At 44.0% G+C, this 21,857-nt stretch carries 11 protein-coding genes; 3 read left to right on the forward strand and 8 right to left on the reverse strand.

Annotated elements, in window-relative coordinates; genetic code table 11:
• Positions 1 to 8: 8 nt before the first annotated feature.
• Genes AC1DRQ_RS12790 through AC1DRQ_RS12800 form a run of 3 tightly spaced genes read left to right on the forward strand, consistent with a single transcriptional unit; the run spans position 9 to position 5,341 of the window.
• Positions 9 to 1,610, forward strand: coding sequence for a sodium:solute symporter family protein (locus AC1DRQ_RS12790; protein WP_477424895.1), 1,602 nt, complete (start codon positions 9 to 11; stop codon positions 1,608 to 1,610).
• A complete protein-coding gene (locus AC1DRQ_RS12795) occupies positions 1,594 to 3,027 on the forward strand; it encodes a sialate O-acetylesterase (RefSeq protein ID WP_477424897.1) in 1,434 nt (477 codons plus the stop codon). The genes AC1DRQ_RS12790 and AC1DRQ_RS12795 overlap by 17 nt, the downstream gene beginning before the upstream one ends.
• Positions 2,945 to 5,341, forward strand: coding sequence for a DUF5703 domain-containing protein (locus AC1DRQ_RS12800; RefSeq protein ID WP_477424899.1), 2,397 nt, complete (start codon positions 2,945 to 2,947; stop codon positions 5,339 to 5,341). Before AC1DRQ_RS12795 ends, AC1DRQ_RS12800 begins: the two co-directional genes overlap by 83 nt.
• A 178-nt stretch (positions 5,342 to 5,519) precedes the next feature.
• Here the strand turns inward: AC1DRQ_RS12800 and AC1DRQ_RS12805 are convergent, their stop codons facing one another.
• The 8 genes from AC1DRQ_RS12805 to AC1DRQ_RS12840 form a co-directional block, all read right to left on the reverse strand.
• Entirely contained in the window at positions 5,520 to 7,556 is a 2,037-nt protein-coding gene (locus AC1DRQ_RS12805) for an aceric acid hydrolase (protein WP_477424901.1), read from the reverse strand.
• 10 nt (positions 7,557 to 7,566) lie between these two features.
• Positions 7,567 to 10,968 carry a glycosyl hydrolase gene (locus AC1DRQ_RS12810; protein ID WP_477424903.1) on the reverse strand — a complete coding sequence of 1,134 codons (3,402 nt, stop codon included), beginning with the start codon at positions 10,966 to 10,968 and terminating at the stop codon, positions 7,567 to 7,569.
• A gap of 4 nt (positions 10,969 to 10,972) precedes the next feature.
• Positions 10,973 to 14,260 carry a glycoside hydrolase family 2 TIM barrel-domain containing protein gene (locus tag AC1DRQ_RS12815; RefSeq protein WP_477424905.1) on the reverse strand — a complete coding sequence of 1,096 codons (3,288 nt, stop codon included), beginning with the start codon at positions 14,258 to 14,260 and terminating at the stop codon, positions 10,973 to 10,975.
• A gap of 9 nt (positions 14,261 to 14,269) precedes the next feature.
• On the reverse strand, positions 14,270 to 16,465 hold the full coding sequence (locus tag AC1DRQ_RS12820; RefSeq protein WP_477424907.1) for an alpha-L-rhamnosidase-related protein: 2,196 nt from the start codon (positions 16,463 to 16,465) through the stop codon (positions 14,270 to 14,272).
• A gap of 2 nt (positions 16,466 to 16,467) precedes the next feature.
• Positions 16,468 to 18,069, reverse strand: a complete 1,602-nt coding sequence (locus AC1DRQ_RS12825; RefSeq protein WP_477424909.1) for a sodium:solute symporter family transporter — start codon at positions 18,067 to 18,069, stop codon at positions 16,468 to 16,470.
• Complete coding sequence (locus tag AC1DRQ_RS12830) at positions 18,066 to 19,145, reverse strand: Gfo/Idh/MocA family protein (RefSeq protein ID WP_477424911.1); 1,080 nt, start codon at positions 19,143 to 19,145, stop codon at positions 18,066 to 18,068. The genes AC1DRQ_RS12825 and AC1DRQ_RS12830 overlap by 4 nt, the downstream gene beginning before the upstream one ends.
• 84 nt (positions 19,146 to 19,229) lie before the next feature.
• Positions 19,230 to 19,937 (reverse strand): L-rhamnose mutarotase, encoded by a 708-nt coding sequence (locus AC1DRQ_RS12835; protein ID WP_477424913.1) that lies wholly within the window; start codon positions 19,935 to 19,937, stop codon positions 19,230 to 19,232.
• Entirely contained in the window at positions 19,934 to 21,856 is a 1,923-nt protein-coding gene (locus tag AC1DRQ_RS12840) for a hypothetical protein (protein WP_477424915.1), read from the reverse strand. The genes AC1DRQ_RS12835 and AC1DRQ_RS12840 overlap by 4 nt, the downstream gene beginning before the upstream one ends.
• Between the last annotated feature and the right edge of the window lies 1 nt (position 21,857).

Consider the following 21,857-nt stretch of genomic DNA (forward strand, 5'->3'; position numbering starts at 1 on the left):
AGCTATTTATGAGACATGAAACCCTGCACCTGGCAGATTATATTATTATAGCAGTAGCATTGGCTACTTCATTAACCATCGGCCTAAGGTTTTCAAAAGGACAAAATTCAACCAAAAAGTATTTTGTATCGCGTGGATCTATACCGGCCTGGGCCATTGGCATGTCGCTCATGGCTACGCTCATCAGCAGTGTAACCTTCCTGGCCTACCCCGGGGAAGGTTTTTCATCAAACTGGATATTGCTGGTACAAGGGCTTATGGTGCCCATAGTATTGCTCCTGATGGTATGGTTCATTGTACCCCTATACCGCGAGGTAATTGGTGTAAGTACTTACGAGTATTTTGAAAAGCGTTTTGGCACATTTGCCCGGTTTTACAGCTCCATTAGTTTTGTGTTGACCCACTTTTCAAAAATGGGTACTGTGTTCTTTCTGTTGGCCCTCGCGCTGGCCAACATGACCAATACCAATACTTATGCCATTATCTGGATCATTGGTTTTGTAATTATTGTGATTACGCTGATAGGTGGTATCGAGGCCGTGATCTGGGCCGATGTGGTTCAAGGCTTCCTGCTGATAGGTGGCGGTATAGTATCATTCGTTATCCTCATTTTTTCTATAAAAGGTGGTTTCCCTGAGCTTTGGCATATTGCCACCATTAATCATAAAAATAACTTCGGCCCTTATTCGTGGGATTTTAAAAAGCTCACATTTATTGTGATGGCTATAAACGGCGTTTTTTATGCCATACAAAAATACGGTACCGACCAAACCATGGTACAACGTTACCTTACCGCCAAAACGGATAAGGCAGCGATCAGGGCCTCCATAATGGGTGTGGCCTTAACTGTTCCTTTATGGGCGCTTTTTATGTTCATAGGCACCGCGTTGTTTGCATTTTACCAACAAAACCCTTTGCCCACCGGTATTAAAGCTGATGCTGTTTTCCCTTATTTTATCATGAGCAAACTGCCTACCGGTGTGGTAGGTTTGATACTGGCGGCATTAATATCGGCGGCTATTTCAAGTCTTGGCGCTGATTTGAACTGTTTGTCGGCCATTGGCGTGGAGGATTATTATAAGAAATTCCGTCCCAATAAAACGGATGAAGAATATTTAAAAGCTGGCAGATGGATAGTTGTGGCTGCTGGCCTGGGTGCCATACTTATTGCTACGCTGTATCTGTTGGCCGGTGACGAAGGGGCATTGGGTATTGTATTTACTTTATATGCTATATTTTCGGGTGGTATAGCAGGTATCTTCCTTTTAGGGTTATTTAGCAGCCGCGCTAACAGGCAGGGTGTTAACATTGGCATTACGGCTTGTATCATATTCACCGCTTATGCCTTTTTAACCTCCACAAAAATTGGATTGGGGGATCAAAAACATATATTGCTTGATCTGGGTAAATACAACTTTAACCAACACAAATACATGCTGGGTGTTTATAGCCACCTGGTAGTAATTATTGTTGGTTATGGTAGCAGCTTGTTTTTCCCGAAACCAACGCTCAATAAAAATTTACTTTTCAGCGGATGGCTCGAAGCCAAACGCGCCAATAAACTGAATAAATTAATTAGTGTAGATGAAATTAATGCAGATAAAAATTAAATCACTGACCTTATTAACATGCAGCCTGCTTTTTAATATTGCTGTGCATGCACAAGTAAAATTAGCATCAATATTTACCGATAACATGGTATTGCAGCAGCAAAGCCAGGTGCCGGTTTGGGGCTGGGGTAAAGCAGGTAAAAACATCACTGTAACTACTTCGTGGAATAAAAAAAGTTATAATGTAAAAACAAATAGCGGTGGTAAATGGCTGGTAAAAATAGCTACTCCGGTTTATGGCGGCCCCTATACTGTAACTATTAAGAGTGACACTACCATTAAACTGCATAACGTGTTGATAGGCGAAGTATGGCTTTGCACGGGACAATCAAATATGGAAATGCCAATGAAGGGTTTTAAAAGTCAACCGCTTGTTGGTTCAACTGATGCCATATTGAGATCGGCCAACAATAATATACATATCTATACAGTTCCACGCTCATCAATAACCGAAGCGCAGGAAAACAGCAAACCATCTGAATGGCATGTGGCATCGCCTGAATTTGTTGCCAACTTTAGTGCTACAGGTTATTATTTTGGGCGGTTATTAAACGAAATGCTGCATGTGCCCATCGGATTAATCAGTGATTGTTACGGAGGCTCAAGCGCCGAGGCCTGGATGGATCCGAAAGGATTAAGTGACTTCCCCGAAATAAAAATTCCAGCAAAAACAGATTCCCTTAAAGTTGTATCGCGCACCCCTACTACTTTATATAATGGTATGCTCTATCCGGTTATTAGTTATGGTATAAAAGGTTGTATCTGGTATCAGGGCGAATCCAATTATGAACATCCCGACCAATATGAAAAACTATTCCCGGCTATGGTAAAACGCTGGCGCGAATTATGGGGACAAGGCAATTTCCCTTTTTATTATGCACAGATAGCACCTTATGATTATACACAGTCCCCTCCCTACAATTCGGGTGGTAAATATAACTCGGCCTACCTGCGCGATGCACAGCGTAAATCATTAACCGTAATACCCAACAGTGGTATGGCCGTATTGCTTGATGTTGGTGAGCAAACCACCATACACCCTCCGCGTAAAGAACCTGCGGGAACCCGCCTGGCCTATCTGGCCCTGGCACAAACTTACGGTATTAAGGGTTTTGATTATGCCAGTCCAATCTACAAATCCATGACCATTGAGGGCAGCAGAGTTTCTATCAGGTTTGATCATGCCGAAAACGGATTAACCTCCTGGAACAAACCTTTACAAAGCTTTGAAATAGCAGGGAAGAATAAAATGTTTTATCCGGCGCAAGCCATGATCTCAGGCAGTACAGTGGTGGTATCATCCCCGTTGGTTCAGGAACCTGTGGCCGTTCGTTATGCTTTCAGGGATTTTGTGGTGGGCGACCTGTTCGGCACAAATGGCTTACCAGCTTCATCATTCAGGACTGACGATTGGTAATATGAAACTTACGCTGCTGCTGTTAGTATCCTTGTATTGTGCCTCCTCCCTTGCACAAACCAATAATATAGAGCAATATAATGTAACCTGGACAAGCCAGAGCAAAAACTCAGGCGAATCCATGCCTTGCGGCGGCGGCGATATTGGGCTCAATGTATGGGTGGAGAAAGGCGAACTGCTTTTTTACATAGCCCGCAGCGGTACATTCGACGAAAACAATGCCATGCTCAAACTGGGCCGCGTAAGGGTTAGGCTCTCCCCTAATCCATTTGACGGTAATGATTTTAAACAACAGTTAACCCTGCAAAACGGGGCTGTGCTCATCAACAGTAAAAATGGTGATATCACTGGGCAAATTAAGCTTTGGGTTGATGTTTACAGACCGGTGATTCATCTCAGCATCAAAAGCAATAAAGCCATAAAAACCGAAGCTGCCTTTGAAAGCTGGCGATATCAGGACAGAGTGGTAAAAGGTACTGAGAACAATCAGGGCTCCTGGAAATTTGCTCCACAAGGACCTGTAAAAACATTGAAGGATGAAATCGCCTTTAAGAACGATGGGATCCTGTTTTATCATCACAACCTTGATTCTACCATATTTGATGTAACCGTAAAACAGCAGGGTATGGATGCGGTGAAGCAGCAAATGTTTAACCCGCTTAAAAACCTCACTTTCGGTGGCCTTATGCGCGGCAAAAACCTAAAAGCTGCAGGTACTTATACCGGTAAATATTTAGATACTGATTTTGAGGGCTGGAAACTGCAAAGTATCAGGCCTGCCCGTGATCAGGATATTGAGATCTACCTGAACACCGCACAGGTTGCTTCTATTGATAAATGGCAAAACGGACTTAACAAAATCATTCAGGAAGCCCATACTTATCAAAAAATGGCCTGGCAAAAAACTGCTGATTGGTGGAAACAATACTGGGAAAGAAGTTTTATTTATATCAACCCCGATAAGCCCGAAGCCGACATAGCCGCGTGGCAAACCGGTAAAAACTATCAACTATTCCGGTATATGCTGGGCTGCAATGCATATGGAGAATACCCAACAAAATTCAATGGAGGCTTGTTTACCTACGATCCTGTTTTTGTAAATCCTAAAATGAACTACACACCCGATTTTCGCAATTGGGGTGGCGGATTAATGACGGCCCAAAACCAACGACTGGTGTACTTTCCAATGCTCAAAAGCGGTGATTTTGACATGATGAAACCGCAATTTGATTTCTACCTGCGCTCTTTACGCAATACCGAACTTCGCAGCGGGGTTTACTGGGAGCATAAAGGTGCCAGCTTTACGGAGCAGGTAGAAAACTTCGGTCTGCCTAACAGTGCCGAATATAACTGGAAACGTCCGGCAGGTTTTGATAAGGGCGTGGAATACAATGCATGGCTGGAATATACCTGGGATACCGTATTTGAGTTTTGCCTGATGATGCTGGAAACAGAACGTTATGCTGATAAAGACATTCATCAGTATATCCCGTTTATTGAAAGCTGTCTGACTTTTTTTGATGAACACTATCAATACCTGGCCCGCCAGCGTAGCAGTAAAGCGCTTGATGGTAACGGATATTTAGTTTTATACCCCGGCTCGGGGGCCGAGACTTTTAAGATGGCTTATAATTCCAACTCCACTATCGCGGCTTTGCAAACTATAACCCAACGCATGCTGGCCTTGCCGGATGCTTATCTGAGTAAGGATGAGCGTTTGAAATTGGCAGGCTTATTAAAACGCATCCCTCCTATTAGCTTTGGCGAAATAGATGGTCATAAAGTACTTACCCCTGCTAAGTCATGGGAACGTGTTAACAATGTAGAAAGTCCGCAGTTTTACCCGGTATTTCCCTGGGGAATTTATGGCATTGGTAAGCCCGGATTGGATATAGCCCTCAACAGCTGGCAACTGGATACTCTTGCCATTAAATTCAGAAGTGGCATAGGCTGGAAGCAAGACAATATATTCGCGGCCCGTTTAGGCTTAACTAAAGAAGCTGCCGAATTGACCACTTTTAAACTCAAAGACTCCGGCAGACGTTTCCCTGTCTTTTGGGGGCCGGGTTTCGACTGGACGCCCGACCATAACTGGGGAGGCTCGGGCATGATCGGTCTGCAGGAAATGCTGCTGCAGGTTGATGATAAAAAGATCTACCTGTTCCCCGCCTGGCCAAAGGATTGGGATGTACACTTTAAGCTCTATGCACCTTATAATACCACTGTTGAAGCCACATTGAAAAATGGAAAAGTGGAAAATTTGAAAGTATTACCAGAGGAAAGAATGAAGGATGTGGTTAATATGTTAAAATAAGAAAAGTGTCATCCTGAACTTGTTTCAGGATCTCACAGGATGCTTCTGGCATGTTGGTATACCTTGAATATTGCGACCTTGCAAGTGGGATCCCGAAATAAATTCGGGATGACTTATCAATTAATGATTTACTGATTTATAGGAATGGGCCTATTTTACCTTTTGCTTTTAGCTTCCCCTACCTATCCAGCGGTATCCAGGTTTCCATATCCACATGGCCGCGGTTGCCCCAGGCATAATAAGGGATCAGCCTTATATCAACAGCATTTCGCTTTGGGGTAGATACCTCTTTATACAATTGGTTTTTCCAGCTGGCTTCATTACGTACATCTGCTTTACCGGTAAGGCTCATGATGTTGCTGTTGTCTATTTTAATCATTTCAGGCTTCAGTTCATTTTTAGATGACAAGGCAATATTGAACACCCTTTGCCCTTTAGCCAGATCAGCAGATTCCAGGCAGTAAACAACCGGGCCGCGTTTAACGGCTACCTGATTTCGGGTTTCCTCTACCAATGGATTAGCTTCCATCATTGTTACTGGCATAGGCAGGTTAAGTTCTATTTTATCTCCGGTTTTCCACTCACTGTTAATTTCTGCGTAATCGCCTGGTGATAATATAGTAGTAACTGCTTTCCCATTAATTGTCAAAACCGCGTTTTTGCTCCATCCAGGTATCCGGAAAAACATGGAAGTTGCTTTGCCCGGCGCCTGATCAACATTGATACTGATCTTACCATCCCAGGGGTAATTGGTTATCTGTGTAAGTTTTATTGAAGAACCATCTTTCAATTTGGTCGACAGTACATTACCACCATACAGGTTAAACCAAATTCCCTTATCAGACACACTATAAGCATAATCACTGATCTCGGATATCGTTCGCACCACATTGGGCGGACAGCAGTTAGACAGTTTGATATATCCCACCCTATCCTTTGACCATCGTTGGCTAAAAGGCTGATCGTCCGAATAACTCAGCGGATTGGTGTACAGAAAATCACGTCCGCTTAAACTGATCCCGGAGAGTACACTGTTGTATAATGCCAGCTCCATAACATCGGCATACTGCGCTTTACCGGTAATTTGCAGCATGCGCCAGTTCCAAAGCACATTACCAATATTGGCGCAAGTTTCATTATGCGCGGTAAAATTAGGCAGCTGATAATCGCGCCCGTAGGCCTGGTGCACTTTCTGCACATCATTTGGGTTATATGATGTACCATCGGGCGATACCCCATCATACAATGAGCCACAGCCACCTGTTATGTACATTTTCCGGTTCACCACATCGTTCCACATCAGGTTGAGGGTATGCATCAGGGTAGTATCCCCAGTTTCGGCATAAACATCGGCCGCGCCGGCAAAAAGATAATTGGCCCTCACGGCATGCCCCATAGCCTGGGTTTGCTGCCTGAAGGGGATGCGGTCCTGGTTATCATCAGTCCCGTTTTCCATCAATCCGCGGATATTGATCAGATTTTTAGCAAGTTCCAGATATTTAGGATCACGCGTTGTGCGGTACATTTCTACCACCCCCATATAATGTGAGGGACAAATGGCATTCCGTGCCAGTTCTGGCGATGCTGTCTTATAAAAATTGTATAAATAGTCCGTTGCTTTTACAGCTACTTTCAATAGGGTAGTTTTACCCGTTGCGCGGTAATGTACACAGGCGGCCGTCATTAAGTGGCCCAAATTATAGGTTTCAAAATTCAGACGATCATTAAACGCTTTTTCTTTACCCGTATTTTTACGTTCCTCAATAATGGTTGGGGTATGAATATAACCATCTGCACGCTGGGCTTTGGCAATCACCGCAATAGTTTTATCCATCAGGGCATCCAGGTTAGGATCATGAGTGGATGCATACATACTGGCCACGGCTTCAAACAGCTTATAAAAATCGCCATCATGAAACGGTGGTCCTTCATGCGAACCGGTATCCAACCCGGCGGCAATCTCAAAATTACGATAAGCGTGACTAATTTTAGGATCTGTATAAATCCGCCATAAATTAGGGATCATGGTATCGCGGCAAACTTTAAAGCGATCAGCCCAAAAACCGTTCGTCCAGGTCACATTACCCATATCCACACTACTCAACTTGGCGTAGGTGCTTTTGCCGGTATTCACTAACGCTTTATTCTGGGCATTAACGTTACCTATTACTAATACTATACTAACGGCTAACAGTTTTAAAGTTTTACTCCACATATCTTTTCAGTTATTTATAATTAAGTCTGATTAATTTGACAGGCCCTAACAATCCGGCAGGCAATAAAGGTTTACCCTCGAGTCGATAAGGCGCATTGGTCCAGGTAACGCGCTCTTTTTCAGGTAGTGCACGATCACCTATTAGCCGGTTGGCCCAGGTATTGCTCACTTCTATTTTTAATTGATTAGTGCCCTTTTTTAGTGCTTTGGTAATGTTTACCCGATAAGGCCAGGTCCAGGCTACGCCACAGTTTATACCATTTACGTATACTTCGGCCAGATTCTCCACTCTGCCCAAATCAAGCCAGATCTCTCCCTGTATGATATCGTTCCATGTAAAAGTTTGGCTGTAACTGGCCGTACCCGAATAGTATTTAATACTGCTTTCCCCACGTTTTGACCAATCATCTAATTGATTAAAAGTGATTGCGTCTTTTGGTCCGCCATATTTGGGATCAAAGTTCACTTTCCAAGTTTGGGCAAGCGTTTGAACCAGATTCTCAACCGGCCGGTTTTTACTTTTCCTATCAGTGATCGTAGCTTTTTTACGGAGAATAATAAACACAGAACCATTTGGCGCTAAACTAACCGGCAATACTGTACGCCCTGATATTACCTGCCAATCATTTATAGCATGAATTTCACCAGTAAGCGGATTCCAAAGCTCAGGCACATAACCCGTAGACCTTAACGATAAATTGATAGTACGCTGTTCGGCCTGCTGATTAGATATAAAATACAATTCAAAAGCTGGTGATTTGCGATGTGTCCAGGCAATGTCTTTTGCTATTTGCCCATTCTCCCGGCTTATAAAATCCCTTGCTATACCCAGCTCATCAAATGTGTCTTTTTTATATGGCCCGATAATGACTTTGCCCTTTTTACCAGCATCAGCAAAAAGCTGCTTGCCAGCCTGTACAACGTCTGCATCATTGGCCATGCCGGGTACCCGCATGGGTTGATTATTAATTAACACAGTAGCCCCATCACTAACCAATCGCTGCAACTTCTTAACTACCTCCGGCGACATTAGTCCTGAATCCGGCGACATGGCATGTGCACCCGGTATCACCAGTATGGCATAGCTTGCACCGCCGGGTAGAATGACCCTGCCGTTCTTTACTGTAGCTAATCTCAATAAAGCATCGCGGTTAAAGGAATCATAGGCATAGCCGTGCAATGGGTCTATCCAGTTTTCGGGCAGGGCCATATTGGCCGAGTGGCTGGCATCGGAGATGGAACTTACTACAGGTTCACCTTTATTGGTTAATCTTTCAGCTTCCTGTTTTACCCGTTCTGCACCAAATATACCAGGCAACGTGTTAACCAATCTATCGGGCAATATAGCCCGACGAGGTGTTTCTTCGCCGGTAAATACAGCAATATCAGTTACCGGATGCCCCTGCTGTAATAAAGCCTGGCATCGCTGTATATAATCAAACCATGCCTTGCCCGGTTTCCACCAGGTTTGGTCACGCTGAAAAAACATGCCGATACCATCCAGTGTCATACCGGGTTTCCGATCAAGCCAGGGGTTATGCACATTTACATGGAACACATAACGGTTAATACCAAGAGCAAAATTACGGTCGGCCATAGTTTTAAGCATAGCCGGGTGTTCGTCCCATAATAGCCGCAACTCGGTAAATGCCTCGGCCTGAATAATATTTTTACCATAAATGTGCCCACCCGAAATAGCATCCAGCATATCATTTGGCTTATCATGTGTAGGGCTTCGGAACCAAAATTCGCCCATTGGTATGTCAGCTAGTTGATAATGCAGCATACCGTCGCTTACCATAGTTGGCGCAACGCTTTCGGCTGTGAAAGTGCAGTCTTGCGCATGGGCCAGCTTAGCCATGGTACCATAAAAATTATCGACCAATAGTTCGGCGATAGTTTGCCGCACATCACTTAATACTTTTTCGGATACATCCACACTTTGCACCGGTACGCCCGCCATCACCGGCAAGTAAGGCAGCAGGTCATATCCTCTGCGCTTTTTAAACTCTCCTGCAAATACCGGCGACCAATTTTGGCTCCCGCATTCCCAGCTATCAATATGAAATATCTTTAATACCCGTTTCGCCAATGCAGGGCCGCCCTGCTTCACCGCCTCCCCAAACCAGTTGTCAAACTGTACTTTGGCTGCTGTAGGGTTAAACTTATCGCATTCCAAACCACTGCCCGCGCCACCTGTTGCATTAGTATGCCCCGTGGAAGTATGGCCTATACGTAGTATGGTCCATTGCCCGGAAGGTACATTCCAGTTTAAATGCCCGTTGGCATCTACTTCATCTGTTAAATTGAGGAATTTATCTTTTGGAATACACAGCTCATCTGGCAGTTGATTTTTATTAGTTCGCTTGCTCACCCGCCAAACTTCGCCGGTTTTACTTTCATGCTGGTGAATACGTGGTTCGGCAGATAACTCGATACCTGAAAGCTTCAGTGATGGTTTCCATTTAGCAAAATCAAGATCTTCGGCGCCGGGTTCGGAACCTGTTTTATCATATACAAACCTGAAATATTTGGCTGTAGTTGGCACGATATCATTGGTGATCTCCGCATCGCCGTCCTGCCAGCCGTGCCGTGGTGGTTCTAACCTTCCCACTGACTTGAAATTTTTTCCGTCATCACTTACCTCTACAAGCAAACGCTCCGATTGGTAATTGCTGGCCGCAGTATGGATCACTAAAGATCGGCAGGTAAAAGGCTTTTCAAATTCCAATTGTATCCAGCAAGGTTCACTGCTTGCAAAACTCTTTTTATTACCTTTTTCTGAAAGATACTGTACATCTGTATTGGCTATGCTGGTAGTTACTTTAGGATAGGCATCATAACTGCTTGAACCTTCACCGGGTAATGAGGGATAGGCCAGCACCTCAATGTCCTTGTAATAGTTTTTATAATGCGCTGGCTTGGGTAAAGTATCCCTGTAGGTTTTACCGCCTGTAACCAATGTTTTTGACCATACCACTTTTTGCATGGAAAGCTCCGGCGTAATCCACGGACCACCAGCCAACGCAAAGCCATCACAATCATGCATGGCCAGTTTAACACCTATCCTGTTAGCCTCTTGCATGGCAAATTTTATCATGGTCCACCATTCCGGGCTTAGCTGCTCAACCGGCGGGGTTAAGTATGGGGGATTTGCCGCTCCTTTTATAGGCATCAGGTAGGCACCACCAATGCCTGCCTGTTTCATAGCCTGTAGATCGGCAGTAATACCTGCGCGGGTCACCGCGGCCTGCATCCAGTACCAGAACACCCAGGGTTTGGCAGATTCAGGCGGATGCAGAAACGCCTGTTTTAATTCATCTTTTGCAGAGAAACTGCTCCGTACCTGAGCTGTCCCCTGCAAGATCAAGCAGCATATGCAAATAGTGATTATAAAGATGAACTTCTTCATGTTGTTACTTGAACTTTATTTTACGGACCACTTCACCAGCTTTATCAACAACTCCATTGTACGGCATGATATAAAAACTATAATGATAATTTTTTGCAGGTATTCGATACTGTTCCAATGGAGCTGCCACTTCACTCCAGCTATCATTGCCGCCCACCCCCATCTGTATCAGATCAATATTCAGGGTGATATACTCTGCATCCTTCAACTTATTGGTATGCTTGGCATGGAGTATATTGTCTTCGGTGTAGGGCCAGGCACTCATACTCAGCAAGCTGTCGGCTACTACCAACAGACCATCATTTTTCTGATGCAATAACATCCAGCGCACATCGGTGCGGTTGCCATTTTCCTGCGGTACTACATAAGGTTCCATAAACTGATTGATTGGCTGCGAATAAATGCCCGCTTCAGAGCCAGTACGCCGGTCGATATAATTTTCGTAAGGCCCACGACCGTAATAAGCGATATTGCTATCGGCACGTAAAATGCCCATTTGCATACCTACTTTTGGCAGATCGGGCAAGCTTTTATCAGCTTGTAAACTGTAATCTACTTTGACAACCCCATTGCCGTTTATAGTATACATTACGCTTACTGATGCACTGTCATTGATCAGATTATAAGTGTTATTAATTTTGACTAAGCCATTTTGAGAACGGTCAATACTGATACTTTTTAATTTTGGCTGTGTGTTAAACCAGCGTTTTAATTTTCTTTCGGCCTTCCATCCACGATGGTCATTATCTGTAACCGGACGGGTAAAATGGGGCATCAGTGGTGCAAACACCTGTTGCTTCGTATTCCACAAATAAGAGGTTAATGCCCCGGTAACCTTATTGATCTGGATGTTGAAATTATTACCACTGATGCTGATTGATGCATCATCCGTCACGGTGATATTAGGATAATTTTGAGCTTGTGATTTAATAACCGGTACTTCAGTCAATGCAAACTGATCGGCAGCTATTTCATAACCTTTCCCGGCCCAGGGTTCATCCTGCGTCAAAGTGAAATGGATGTCAGCCAGATATTCGTGCCCGGATTTTAAAGCAGGTAAATAGGGGTTTATGCTGATTACCGTATCGTGACCTGCCGCGAGGTTAATATGCGGCAACTGTTTTTTAGCGATGATATTACCATCCTCACGAACCAGCAGATACACATCATATTCATTCAGATTAGTCACGCCATGCCAGTTTTTAATATGAATAAGTCCTTTACCGGAATCAACCAGTTTACATTCTGCAGGTTGAAAAACATGCTTGCACTCATAAATAGCAGGTTTAGGCCGCCCGTCTGACGCTACAATACCCTTAATAGTAAAATTATCAAAATAACGTTCGCCATAATCGCCGCCGTAGGCATAGTATGGTGTTCCAACAGAATCTTTTTTCAGCAGACCCTGATCTTTAAACTCCCATATAGCGCCACCGATGATGCGTTTGGTTGATCGCCATTGATCCCAAAGCTCTTTCAAATTTCCGTTAGAGTTTCCCATAGCGTGCGAATACTCCACAAAAAATATTGGCCGGTTATCGCCATTTTGTTGATTGGCCAGTAATGGTGCAGTATATAAACCCGGATACATGCGGCTCACAATATCCACATAAGGTTGATCGATTGGGTTTTGCAAGCGGTGTGAGTGATCATTTGTTTTTGGATACCGGGGATCAGTTGGGTCGATATAACCCTCGGCCTGCGGCGTTCCCTGGGCGGGTTCATAATGTATGGGTCGGGTAATATCAAAATCATGGATCCAACCGGCCATAGCAGCGTGATTGGGGCCTCGCCCGGCCTCATTACCTAAACTCCAGATAATAATGCTCGGATGATTTTTATCGCGCATGACCATGCGTGTTGCCCGGTCAAGGTAAGCGCCGGTCCACATAGGATCGTTACTTAGTTTAGAACCCAGGCCATGCGTTTCGAGATTGGCTTCATCAATCACCAGGATACCATACTGGTCGCACAGATCATACAGGTATGGATCCATCGGGTAATGACTGGTGCGGATACAATTAAAATTAAAGCGTTTTATAGTACGCACATCATTTAAAATATCCTCACGGGATAATGCCTTACCTTTTACAGGATCATGATCTGGCCGGTTTACCCCGTACAGGTAGGTTACCTTACCATTGATGAGCAGTTTGCCGTTATCCTTGCCAAACTCAATGCTCCTGATACCCACCTTGCAGCTTTTTACCTCCAATATGTGCCCTGTGCTGTCTTCTAATGATAACGTCAGCGTATATAAATTTGGTTCTTCATCGCTCCACTTATCCGGATTTTTCAATTTAGTTTCCAGCAGGCCGAACTTTACGTTATCCAGCCGCGGATAGATCTCATTGATGATACTTTCCACACTGCGCTCCAGTGGTTTCTGCAATACCTCTTTATTATTCTTATCAAAAAGCCGGGCTTCAATCTTATATCCTGGAACAGCTTTGCCTGTCAGGTTTTCGATACGCGGGCGAATGCTGAATATGGCATCCTTGTATTGTTTATCCAGTTTGGCCTGCCATTGAAAATCAGCTATCCTAAGTTTTGGTTCAGCCAGCAGCATTACCTCACGATGAATACCACTCATACGCCATTGGTCCTGGTCTTCTAAAAAGTAACCATCACTCCATCGGATCACCTGAACAGATACCACATTTTCGCCGGTCTGTAAATAGGGAGTTATGTTAAACTCAGACGGCAAAAAGCTATCCTCGCCGTAGCCTAAAAACTTACCATTCAACCATACCTTAAAGCCTGAACTTACGCCACCAAAATGCAGGGTAATGTTCATATCCTTCCAGTTTTGGGGTAAGGTAAAAGTGCGTTGATAGCTGCCCACCCCATTATAATCCTGCGGAACGTGTGGCGGGTTAACAGGACGAAAGGGATAAACCGCGCTTTTATAAATTGGCTTATCGTAACCCTGCATTTCAATGCTCGATGGTACAATGATCTTTTTCCAGCCGCTTACCCTGCTTTTGTAAAAATCCTTAAGCGCATCGGCAGGTTTGCTGGCATAGCTAAAATCCCAATACCCATTTAACGACAGCATTCGTCCCGATCTTTCACGATCACCTTTTAAAGCATCCTGCACACTGGCATAGGCATAAGCCGTAGCCCTTGCCGGGTCGCGGTTAATACCATCAACCAGTGGGTTTTCCCATGGCTCCGCGTCATAAACAACTGGCACGTTGGGTATAGGCGCAGGGGTTTTATCAACCAGTTGCGCGTAAAGCTGACTTAACGGCAATCCTAAAATAAATAAAACACAAACTAATCTCTTCATTATTATCCTTTACAACGCGCTATAATCAACAGTATATTTTTTGCCTTTGGCGATACTCAATTCGTAAATATTTTTACCTTTTGTTGTTATTTTACCTTCTTTACAAACTGGCATAGTACTGCTGGTAAAATGTAAAATGCCAGTGCCTGTATCCCCGCTTACTTTTATCTGTTTGATGCTGCAATACACTTTAATATCACCCTTAGGGGTTGGCACACTGCCTTCCATCCATTGCAAGCCGCCCAACTTAGGCTCTATAACATATTGCTGATAAGCCGGTGCTGTGGGCTTAACACCCAGATAGTACTTACCTAACAGATAAATAGGACTTGCGCCCCATGCATGGCAAAGGCTTTTACCAAAAGGACGCCCATACATGGCATAGTGCGCCGCACCGCTTTTATTCGGATCATATTCTTCCCAAAAGGTGGTAGCGCCCAGGTTAAGCATGCCACCCCAGTAATCTTTCATTTCTTTAAGCACATAGCTTTGTTCGCCCATGGCACAAAGGGCTTCCAGTTCATAAAAGCGCATGTATGGGGTAGTTATCTTTTGGATTTTATCATTCAGCAGCACATATTTTTTCACGTCCTGTTTTTGTGCTTCAGTGAGGTAGTTGAAGAATATGGAAAACATGTTAGCATAGCGGGTTACATTATCCGTTTGCTTGCCGTTTACACGGCTGTGCACCAAAGCATGTTTCTGATTATTCCAGTAATAAGCGAATATTTTTGATTTTAACCCGGTTGACAATTGATTGTATCGTTTAGCTCCAGGCTTATCCTGCATGATATTGGCGCACAGGGCCATGGTTTCCAGGCTACGGCAAAGCAGTAATTGTTCAAAGCTTACTTCGCCTTGCTTGCTCAACTTATCGGCCCAGTCAATAAATACCCAGTCGCCGGGCAAGCCCTCCATCAGGCCATTTTTATCCCTGCGCGATAGGCAATAGCTCATCATGCTTTGCATACGGGGGTACATTTGTTTTATGAAGCTTTTATCGCCGGTGTACTGGTAATAATCATAAATACCCATGAACCAGTAAAAGGTATAATCCATAATGGTATTAATGTGGCTGGTTACCGGGTCTTTTCCTCTCAAAGCATACAGTGTACGGGTAACCGTAGGCGAGTCAAAATAGAGGTAATAGTTCATCAGGTAGCTCTGGTAAGCATCACCCGACCATACCCATCGATCGCGCTTAATGCCATCAATAAAAAATTCACGGGTGTTCAGATGCAGTGTATAAGCTGATACATCCCAAATTTTATTGATCTCCTCATCAGAACAATGAAAACTCCCCCGCTGCTCTACCGGCGAATATTCATATAGCATAGATATATCATCGGCACTCACGTTATCATCAAACAATACATTGATATACCGAAAGGCACGCGAGCCTTCCATTGTAAGATCTGCTTTTTGTGGCTGATCAATATGGATACTGTCTAACAGTTCGCAAGTGGTGGTTGCCAATGCCTCTTCCTTTGATTCGCCATAACAAAGCCTTACATTGCCTGTTCCTTTTAAGCCATTCAGTTTAGCGTAGCCAAAAGTCTCCTTACCAAAATCAACCAGTATGGAGTGTTCTTTTCTTTCTGTTTTTTCAGGGCGATGTTCTTCTGTAGGTAAGCGGAATGTTGATGGAGTTTTATCAGCCGAATCAAAATTCCAGGCTCCCGCAGATACATATTGCGTAGCCGATACATCAGAGGTTTTACCGGATGCATCTATCCATTCCTTATCTTCATAAGTTACCAGCCATGAGGTATCAGATGCAAGATGCGCACCTTTTACGTATATAGCAGGTACACTACCTGAGTTGTATACTTTTAAGCTTAACCGGTGCTTTCCTGCCGGTATATTGATAGATTTAGGAAATCCTGACAGTGCTTTACCATCAAGCTTTACATTATATTGCCCTTCAACGGCCAGATCTACTTTTTCAGGGTTGGGCAGCACAAAATCTTTATGAAAATCAATTAGTGCATAATGACTGTCCAGTTTCCAGAAGGGTGGAAAAAACGCACCACGTTCAGTACGCCTGTTTTGCATTTTATTACTCAGCCACACTTCATAATCGCCGGGATACCAAATCCAGGTAGCTTTTTGAGCCTTTGCTACATCAGCAAAAAACATAAAACCTAAACATAGCATAGCAATCAGCCAGTTTTTTAATTTTTTACAGGTAAAATTTTTATTCATGGTTAATGTCCGTTAAAAATGAGGTATAAGATGATCATCACTACAGTTAGCAACGCCCAGGCTAATTTCACACGTTTAGTAGGTTTGGCTATGCGACTGATCTCCTGTGCATCAGGTTGATATACGTTGGGCGAAGCATCCAGTAATGAAATAACAATTGCCAAAACAGTAAGAAAAACAAAAATGTAAAACGACAGCAACAGGTAATGCGGCCAAAAGTGATATTTGTCAGAAGGAAATACCCACAGATACATTACTCCTGTGCCCAAACTAAAAGCCGAACCGGCAGAAAGAATTGTATTCACGGCTTTACGGGTGGTACGTTTCCAGTAAACGGTTAATAAAAAAACTACAGCCAGCGGCGGGGCAATAAAGCCTAATACCGATTGAAACACATCAAACAGGTTAAGCCCTTTAATACTGTCAATAGCCAGCGCCATGCCTATGGCGAATAAACAACCGGCTACTACAGTCATTCTCCCAACCCTGATCAGGTCTTTGTTGGTAGCATTGGGATTTATCTTTTCGGCATACACATCCATGGTGAACACCGTGCTTAATGAGTTTAACGATGACCCTATAGTGCCAACCAAAACAGCTATCAATACCACGATCACCAGCCCGTTCATCCCCGGAGGGAAAAGATTAGTCACCATGGTCATGTAGGCCAGAGACGGATCGCTCAGGTGTGGGTACAGGATAAAACATAAAATACCGGTAAGGATAAATAAGGGTAAGGATAAGATCTTGAGCCAGCCGATAAAATTAACCCCCAGTTGCCCCTGCTCCAGGTTCTTAGCCCCCAATACCGATTGCACCATGGCCTGATCAGTACAGAAAAACGCAACTGCCGAGACCGGATACCCCAATAAAATAGCATACCAGGGATACTTGACATCGCTGGCCGGATGGATCAGGTTCCAGTAATTACCTGGTACTTTATGAAAAACAGCAGAAAGACCGCCGGCTTTATTTACACCCAAAACTGTTAAGGTTAACGATACGCCTATAAGCAGCAACATCTGAAACACGTTTACTTTAGCAATAGCTTTTAATCCACCGGTAAAGGCAAACAAACCCGCGAACGACACCAATACAATAACTGATTGCCACATGGGGATACCCAGGATCTGCCTTACCAAAAAACCGCCTGCAAACAAGCCCAATGACAACCATGAAATGAGCATTTTGATAAGCGCGTACCAGGCCAGGATATTGCGGGTAGAATCGCCATAACGGTTGCCCATAAACTCAGGCATAGTGGATACTTTGGCAGCGATATACTTTGGCGCGAAAACAAGGGCCAGCAGCATCAGGAACACAAAAGCATACCAGTCAAAATTTACAGCTACAATGCCGGTGCTATACCCAATACTGGCAAAGGCCAGCAGCATGGATGGCCCTACGTTGGTGCCCCACATATTGAATCCAATACTGGCCCATCCCAATGATTTATTGGCCAGGAAAAGTGTTTCGTTGGGTTGCTTTTTATTGCCGAAGCTGGCGCGGTAACCGATCACCATTAAGATCACCAGATAAACGGCCACAACAGCATAATCCAAAGTAGTCAAACGCGACACGATATTGCTCATGGCGATAGTCATGCGCTTAACTGGTTAGGGATTAATTGATATTCTGCCAATATATCGTCAACTTTTACCGGTTTGCCTGTTTGCAGCGATCGGTCCATAGCCTGCAGCAGTGCTATGGTGCCTATACCCTCTTTAATGTCCGGATAAGCGGTATAACCATCGGTAAGACTGTCGGCAAAGTATTCGAGGTAGTTTTGATATTCGCCTGCATGGTGGCTTTTACCCTCGAACCTGAAATAGTGTTTCAGTTTATGTTCCCAGGTAAGCATCCGTTCCTCGCCTGTTTTATCGGTTATGGCATAGCGCAGGTCCATATAATCGCTCTGGCTGCAGCCTTCGGTACCTCTTAAAACACAACTCATCTCACTGTCGCGGGTTGCAGGCTGCACCGGGCCGGTGTAACAACCACTCACACGGGCTATGCGGCCATCTTTAGCTTTAAAAATAAAGTGCATGGTATCCGGGTTCTTTAAGCCACCTTTTGCGCCGTTAGAACTAAGCATACCATAACCCATCACTTCTTCAATGTTGGGCAGGTACCAGCGTATAAAATCTGTAGGGTGACTTAAACCGCCATACAGCCATTTAAACGCTTGTTGCAACGACCACGGCTTTTCCAGAAACCAGCGGTGATCAGCATGGTAATACGCTTCTATCGTGATCAGTTCACCAATCAGACCATCTTCATAATCCTTACGCTGCTTTTTCATGGGTTCAAAAAAGCGGGAACTTTGGCCAATAAATACCCGTTTACCGCTCTTTTCAACCAGTGCTAACAATTCAGCGGCTTTACTCAGCTCATCAATAAAGGGTTTGGTACACACTACGTGTTTGCCATGCAGCAGGGCTTGTTTAACATGTTCAGCATGCAGGTGATCAGGCGTATATATAGCAATAATATCAATTTCCGCATCATCAAGCATATCCTGATAATCGGTAGTGTAGTTATGAAAGTTGAACTCTTCGGCCCGGCGTTTGCACATTTCTATATTCATATCACATACCATCTTCAGCTCCAGTTTATCGCTTTGTAGTACTGCCGACATGGTACTGCGGCCTTCGCCTAATCCTAATATTCCTATCTTCATTAATTTTGACTTATTGATTTACTGAACTATTGACTTTTGTATTTCTATTTACTGCTTTATCAACCTAACTTATTCATTCCCCCTTCATGGGGTTAGGGGGCTAAAAAACACCCACACCTCTCCCGGTTTTGTACCCGGTATACCCTCCTGATATTTTGCCATCAGTTTGTTCCATTCATCCACACGGGGATTGTTCTCTGTTGTTTTAGGATTCAGTTCATCTAAACTTTTTCCTTTTGGTATACTGATAACCAATAACAGTTGCCTGCCATTTTTAAAAACCAGCAATTGCTGAAAATCTGCATTGCAAAAACCGTTGGCTACTTCGGGCCATTTTTTAAATTGGGTAGCATGGTAGTTTAAATATTCCTGCTGCAGTTTAGGGTCTTTCACCAAATTGGCTGTTAGTATAATGTTGTCCCATTGCGGCGTTAAAACTGAGTTAACGCAACGTTGTTGCTTATTGAAAACATAAAAGGGATGACTATATACCTTTATTGTTAAGCCTGGATACGACCCTTTAATTATTTTATATAAAATATTTATATTCAGATTATTACCATAAATAACTAAATGATTACTCCACGCATAAATTGAAGATAATGGCAATCCCTGGTCCTTTATAAGACTCAATAAAGGCCGGTGATTTATGGTTTTTCCAACCGGTGCGGTAATTTCAATGGCAGTATATGAGGTATTTATTTCACCTGCTTTTACTATATTAAGCAGTAATACAGCTATGGTTAATAGTCCAAAACTTTTCCGGGTGATGTGGTTAATTAAAGCCTTCATTCCAACTTATGATTAATGGGCTGGCCTTCCCGGTTAACAGTTTTATACTTTAGCAGGTACCGGTAAGGTGCCTCTACCCCTGCCGCGTTTCTAATTTCAGCAGCTACCTGCGGACCGTTATTTTCCCACACATTCCCCGGGCCGTTTGCGTTCTGCAGGAATTTTTCGGCAGGGCACCAGTTATTTTTCAGGGTAATGTATGATGAGCCTTCATCGGTGTACAGGTAAAACCAATGTTCGGGGTCATGCGCGTAAGGGGCCTTATAAATACTATCCACATAGTTATTACTGATCACTGTACCCGGTTGCGCCGATAAAGTATAAATACCGGCCACATCATACATATTACGGGCGTAGTGATGGATCTTATTGGCAGTAATACGGTTATCGCTCATGGCATTGGTGGTTTTTGTCCAGCCCCAACCCATGCTGATACCGGTATAGTTTACATCACAAATCTCATTATGGGCTATGGTAATGCCTTTTACATATCCCGCTCCTATGCCCACGCATCCCCAATCCTCGTTGGTAGCATCCGTGATCAGGTTATTTTCAATATGCTCATTAGTGCATATTTCGTGTTTATCTGTCGGGTTATAAGGTAAGTGCACTTCCTGCGCCTCATCAGAGTACACCCCAGCAAGAATGGCTGTGCCGCCGATATCCTTAAACAGATTGCCCATTATTTCATCATCATGTGTACCACGCTGATAATCCAACCCGGTTGAAGCTATGTGCTCAAAGCGGCATCCATCAAAAGTGGTATGAGAAGCATAGGCTACTTCAACCGCCGCAGCTGGTCGACCAACCCAGGCCTGGTTTTCCAGTCCTTTTTTATCAGGTGTACCGGGTATTTTCAGCTTATAGGCATCCAGCATGTACATACCATCCTGGTGGGGCACCAATCCGGTTTTGGATGGGCGCAGCCAGCTGCTATGCTGAAAGGAAATATTTTTAAAGCTGACATAACTTACCGGACGATCTATCGTTCCCTCAACCTTTATAATATTTTCAAGGATAGGAACAGTTACGGTGGCAGTTTGCAGGTTCTCACCTTCACGAGGTATGTAATAAACCTTTCGATGTTCTGTATCTAAATACCATTCGCCGGGTTGGTTCAGGAGCTGAATGGAATTGCTCAGATAAAAAGCCGAATTGCCTGTCTTTTTAGACATCCAGGGAGCGGGCCAGGGATGTTCAGACTGGATACGACTTTCGGGTTGATAAAAGGATAACCTTGCACTATCGCCTTGCATCTCAACAGATCTGATCCGCAAAATGGCAACGGCCCACCACTGGTGGATAAACATTTCCATGCCTTTAACTCGGGTTAAATCAATCGATTTTGGCTTAGGGATCCAGCAGGTTTCAGTTTGATGATCCCAGGATAAAATACGGTTCATCAATGGCGCATCTGTTCCACGGGCACGGGTAGCTTTATGATCATTTACCCAAAGCTGCCTGAACTGCAGCGCTTCATTCCCGATTAACGGCGCGTCGGTTACCCAAACTTTTCCTTTGGCTTCATTGGGCAAACCGGGGATATTGCCTGTGGCTTTATGCCATCCGCTTAGATTCATACCTCCGCTTAAAATAGACTGCCCTTCAGTAGCGCCTTCAATGATAGTGGGACTATCAGCCGTACCAGAGTCTTCGGGACGGATAAACAGCGTTTCTGTTAATTGATAAATGCCTTGTTCAACCCTGATGTATATACCACCTTTTACAGCAGGATCACTTAAACGGCGCAACTCACGGGCTTTTCTTAAGGCCATGGCCACGGTTGCTAATGGCCGCTGTTGCGTACCATTGTTCTTATCTGATCCGTTTGGAGCAACCCAAATTTCAGCCGCGAAAACGCTATCTGTTAAAATTATATTTAACAGTAAAACGAAAACAATTATGCGGCTAATGTTCATT

The sequence above is a fragment of the Mucilaginibacter sp. P4_E8 genome (assembly GCF_056401495.1).

Excerpts from the sequence above, each read along its gene's own strand:
- AC1DRQ_RS12790 (WP_477424895.1), top strand. The coding sequence starts at position 9 with ATGAGACATGAAACCCTGCACCTGGCAGATTATATTATTATAGCAGTA.
- AC1DRQ_RS12795 (WP_477424897.1), top strand. The coding sequence starts at position 1,594 with ATGCAGATAAAAATTAAATCACTGACCTTATTAACATGCAGCCTGCTT.
- AC1DRQ_RS12800 (WP_477424899.1), top strand. The coding sequence starts at position 2,945 with ATGCTTTCAGGGATTTTGTGGTGGGCGACCTGTTCGGCACAAATGGCT.
- AC1DRQ_RS12805 (WP_477424901.1), bottom strand. The coding sequence starts at position 7,556 with ATGTGGAGTAAAACTTTAAAACTGTTAGCCGTTAGTATAGTATTAGTA.
- AC1DRQ_RS12810 (WP_477424903.1), bottom strand. The coding sequence starts at position 10,968 with ATGAAGAAGTTCATCTTTATAATCACTATTTGCATATGCTGCTTGATC.
- AC1DRQ_RS12815 (WP_477424905.1), bottom strand. The coding sequence starts at position 14,260 with ATGAAGAGATTAGTTTGTGTTTTATTTATTTTAGGATTGCCGTTAAGT.
- AC1DRQ_RS12820 (WP_477424907.1), bottom strand. The coding sequence starts at position 16,465 with ATGAATAAAAATTTTACCTGTAAAAAATTAAAAAACTGGCTGATTGCT.
- AC1DRQ_RS12825 (WP_477424909.1), bottom strand. The coding sequence starts at position 18,069 with ATGACTATCGCCATGAGCAATATCGTGTCGCGTTTGACTACTTTGGAT.
- AC1DRQ_RS12830 (WP_477424911.1), bottom strand. The coding sequence starts at position 19,145 with ATGAAGATAGGAATATTAGGATTAGGCGAAGGCCGCAGTACCATGTCG.
- AC1DRQ_RS12835 (WP_477424913.1), bottom strand. The coding sequence starts at position 19,937 with ATGAAGGCTTTAATTAACCACATCACCCGGAAAAGTTTTGGACTATTA.
- AC1DRQ_RS12840 (WP_477424915.1), bottom strand. The coding sequence starts at position 21,856 with ATGAACATTAGCCGCATAATTGTTTTCGTTTTACTGTTAAATATAATT.